This is a genomic window from Sulfurivermis sp. (assembly GCF_059410345.1).
Map to the genome: position 1 here is coordinate 1 of NZ_JBLJDO010000044.1, position 3,716 is coordinate 3,716.

The following is a 3,716-nucleotide window of genomic DNA, read 5'->3' on the forward strand; positions in this document are numbered from 1 at the left end:
GGCCATGATCTATCCACACCATGAAGCGGGGCCAGAAGCCGGGAGGTATTGTGCAGGCGATTTGCCCGGGACGTGACGCGGTGCGGCTTCCTAGAATCGGTGCGTCGATCCAGGGAGGTGGCGATGAAGGCAATCAGGGTGGCAGGGGTGCTGGGTGCGATGTTGTCCATGCTGACGCAGGCGGTTGGCGCGGCAACGGTGGAGCGTACGCTGAGCGCCGGACCGGCGCGTGTGTGGACTGCCGTCCTGGGCAGCGGGGTGCCCGTGCTGGCGGTCGATCATGAGCGTTTTGAGGCGACCATTGTGCTGGACGACGCCTTGCCAGTGAGCGTATCGGTGGATTGGGATGAGGTGGACGGAGGCACGCGCCTGGCGGGGATGGGGGAGTCCGCAGATTCCGACGGATTCCGGCGGTGGGTCGAGGGGGTTGAGCGGGTCGCGCTGGAGCAGGTGCAGCGTAACCGCTACTGTCGTGGTCTGCAGCCCGATCCGCGTCATGACGAGGTGCCGGAACCGAGCCTCGAGGCCGCGACCGATTGCGGGCTGAGCACTGGCAATTTTTCGTCCGCATTGCTCGAACTGGAGAAATGTGGCGATCATGAGACCACGCTGAAGCTGCTCAGCCTGTGTTCGCATCAGAATCATGCAGGTGGTCTGGTGCGCATTTCCCAGCTATACGAGATCGGTGCCGCCGTGCCCCGGCGCGCGGAACGTGCGACGCATTTTCTGGCGCGGGCGGCCTCGGCGGACAATACCGAGTATCACATCAGTGCCAAGACGCTGTACGCCACGGCCTTGTATTTTGGTGTTGGCGTGCCGGTGGATCGGCCCCGCGCGCTGGCCTTGTTCCAGACGGCTGCAAGTCTTGGTGACAGTGCGGCGGACGAGTTTCTGCGAACCGGCACGCATTCAGCGTGGCGACGCATCGATGGACGCCTGTTCCGTGACCCGGATTTCGTAGAGCTGCGGCCATGAAAACCGTTGCCCTGCGTGGCGTGCTTGCGTGGTTGCTGTTGCTGCAGGCGCCCGTCGCACTGGCCGAGGATGAGGGGGATCTCAGCTACCGCCACTTTGTGGACAGCCCACGTCGGATCAAGTGTCTGTATGGCTACGTCGCTGAAAAAACGGGCGACCACGTATCTGCAGTCAGGATTTTCGAGGACTGCATTGCGCGCTGGAACGATGTGTATTCGATGATCTGGCTGGCACAGATGCTGGAATCGGGCGTAGGGGTCGCGCGCGACGAAGCCCGTGCCGCGCGGCTCATGGAGCGCGGGGCCATGAGCGATGAGGTGGGTGGCTATGCGACCCTGGCGCGCTATCACTGGGGGATGGCATTGGCGCAGGGACGAGGCGTGGATGCCGACCCGGCACGCGCAAGACATTGGCTGCAGCGCGCCGCGGACGAGGGCGATGTAATGGCCGCAGACGCCCTGCTGCGCTGGGGCGAAGCGGATTGAGCGCTCTCGTGTCAGTATCCGCGTGATCTGCCCGTCAGTTGCCAAAGCCGATGCGACGGGCGAGGCGGACCAGTTCGAAGTCGTTGGCAGCGCCGAGCTTGGTCTTGATCTGATAGTGGGTGTTATGCACGGTCTTGGGGCTGAGTGACAGGGTGGTGGCGATGTCTGCAACCGACCGGCCGTCCAGCAGCAGGCGCAGGATCTCGCTTTCGCGTGGTGTCAGTTGGTCGGAAGGGCCGCGTTCGCCCTCTCCGCGCAGCTGGCGAACTTCCTGCGCAAGGTCGGGGCTGATAAAGGTGCGCCGTCCGGCCACGGTGTTGACGGCCTGTAGCAATACCTCTGGCGGACTGCTTTTGGTGACATAACCCAGAGCGCCGGCCTCCAGCGCACGGAGTGCCCACAGTGCATCACGATGCATGCTGAAGCCAAGCAGGCGGGCGGTGTGGTCGCGCTGGCGGATACGCGCAATCACTTCCAATCCGCCAAGATCGGGCAGCGCCAGGTCGACGATACAGAGGTCGGGCTGGCGCTCACGCCACAGGCGCATGCCGTCTTCGCCGGTACCCGCCTCACCAATCACCGTCATCGTGCCTTGCAGTTCCAGCAAGCGGCGATACCCTTGCCGGACGACGGCATGGTCGTCGATCAGCAGCAACTGGATCATGTGGCGCCCCGCGTGCCTGCCAGGAGTTCGACCCGTAACTGCGTGCCTCGTCCCGGCGCGCTGATCCATTCCACCGTGCCACCCAGCGCGGAAGCCCGTTCGCGGATACCCAGTCGCCCGAGCCCTTCCAGTACCGGACCGGCGGTGTCGCCTTTGCCGTCATCGCGGATGGACAGGCGGAAGCGGTCGCCATTGCGTTGAAGATCGATCTCGATCTGACTGGCATCGGCGTGACGAAGGGCGTTGGTCAGCCCTTCCTGAACGATGCGGTACAGGTGGATGATCAGCGTTGGCTCGAGCGTGTCGAGCAGGCCCTGATGATGGAATTGAATGCTGGGCGCGCCACTGTGCATGCGCTTGCAGTCGGCAATCAGTTGCTCCAGTCCGGCGATCAGACCGAAGGCCTCCAGCCTTGGCGGGCGCAGACGGTGAACAATGTTCTGGATGCTCTCGTGCATGCGGGCGAGGGTTTCGCACAGGCTGTCCAGCACGGACGTCAGCGGCGCGTGAGCGGTCGACGCGGCTAGCGACTGTCTGAGGTAGGCGGCGTCGGCACGCAGCGAGGTCAGGTGTTGCCCCATGTCGTCATGCAGTTCGCGGGCCAGGTAGTGGCGCTCGTCCTCGCGGACATCGAGCAGATGTGTTGCAAGCCTGCGCTCGGCGGCTCGGGTCGTGGCCAGTTGGGCGGCAAGACTGTTGAACTCGTTTGCGATCCGGCGGAATTCATCGAGCTCGAAGGCGGGCAGGCGCACCGTGGTGTCGCCGCCCTCGAGCCGGCCGATGGCGGCAAGGATCTGGTCGGCGGGGCGCAAGGCGCGGCGGACGGGGCGCACGATCACCGCTGCCAGCATCGCCAATGCGGCCCAGCCGACCAGCACCAGATACATCGACGACAGCCAGTGTGAGGCTTCGGTGTGCCAGTCCGGGCGGACATGGATATGGCCCACCGCGACGCCGGGCGCACGCAGCAAGGGGCGGACGCTGGTGTCAGCTGGTGTGTGCAGGGCCTCCAGCCAGCGGGCAACGACCCCGGCGCCTGAGCGAGGGGGCGCGGGGCGCACGCAGGCAGCACCAATCTGCCGCGACCACAGGTCTTCCACTTGCACACAAAACGCCAGCCGACGTGCGAGGGGTTCCAGCACGGCAAGATCCACCCGGATGGATTCTCGGTTGAACACGTCGGCCTGGCGGGGCTGATCCTGGTTCAGCAATTGCTGGATGACGGCTGCAGTGTCGGGCGTGTCCGCCAGCGCCTGTTGCCGGATCTGCCAGCCGTGCGCTGCCAGCAACAGCAGCGTCAAAAGGCAGGCGAAGGCCAGTAGCCGTTGCAGCAGGCTGCGCTGCAGATCGAGGGCCGCCCGGGTGGGGCCGACAAGCGGCCTGGCCGCATCCGGCGCAGGCGGCGGTGTCCTATCGAGTCGATTCGTGGATTCGGCTTCGGGCGGCATGGTGCGTCATTTTCCCCCTGATCGGCATCGGCGCCCAATGCTACCGGCGCAGCACAGGCAAATTGCCCGCCCGCAGGCCGTGCGGGGCACGGCCCACCGGCCCGACGCTATGATCAGCGCCACCTCGGATGCATATCGACTAGG

The 3,716-nt window shown here is 65.3% G+C and carries 4 protein-coding genes; 2 read left to right on the forward strand and 2 right to left on the reverse strand.

What is annotated here, in order from left to right; genetic code table 11:
• The first annotated feature begins 123 nt into the window (after positions 1–123).
• Both ACMV8A_RS15570 and ACMV8A_RS15575 read left to right on the forward strand, forming a co-directional pair.
• Positions 124–975: a tetratricopeptide repeat protein gene (locus tag ACMV8A_RS15570; protein WP_270069895.1), complete on the forward strand. Its 852-nt coding sequence runs from the start codon at positions 124–126 to the stop codon at positions 973–975.
• Positions 972–1,460, forward strand: a complete 489-nt coding sequence (locus ACMV8A_RS15575; protein WP_495326800.1) for a tetratricopeptide repeat protein — start codon at positions 972–974, stop codon at positions 1,458–1,460. The genes ACMV8A_RS15570 and ACMV8A_RS15575 overlap by 4 nt, the downstream gene beginning before the upstream one ends.
• A gap of 34 nt (positions 1,461–1,494) precedes the next feature.
• Here ACMV8A_RS15575 and ACMV8A_RS15580 read toward each other — a convergent pair whose 3' ends face one another.
• Together ACMV8A_RS15580 and ACMV8A_RS15585 are read right to left on the reverse strand one after the other, a co-directional pair.
• Positions 1,495–2,124: a response regulator gene (locus ACMV8A_RS15580; RefSeq protein WP_002940303.1), complete on the reverse strand. Its 630-nt coding sequence runs from the start codon at positions 2,122–2,124 to the stop codon at positions 1,495–1,497.
• Entirely contained in the window at positions 2,121–3,572 is a 1,452-nt protein-coding gene (locus ACMV8A_RS15585) for a sensor histidine kinase (RefSeq protein ID WP_270068557.1), read from the reverse strand. Before ACMV8A_RS15585 ends, ACMV8A_RS15580 begins: the two co-directional genes overlap by 4 nt.
• Positions 3,573–3,716 lie beyond the last annotated feature (144 nt).

Coding starts and splice junctions, on each gene's coding strand:
- ACMV8A_RS15570 (WP_270069895.1), top strand. CDS start 124: ATGAAGGCAATCAGGGTGGCAGGGGTGCTGGGTGCGATGTTGTCCATG.
- ACMV8A_RS15575 (WP_495326800.1), top strand. CDS start 972: ATGAAAACCGTTGCCCTGCGTGGCGTGCTTGCGTGGTTGCTGTTGCTG.
- ACMV8A_RS15580 (WP_002940303.1), bottom strand. CDS start 2,124: ATGATCCAGTTGCTGCTGATCGACGACCATGCCGTCGTCCGGCAAGGG.
- ACMV8A_RS15585 (WP_270068557.1), bottom strand. CDS start 3,572: ATGCCGCCCGAAGCCGAATCCACGAATCGACTCGATAGGACACCGCCG.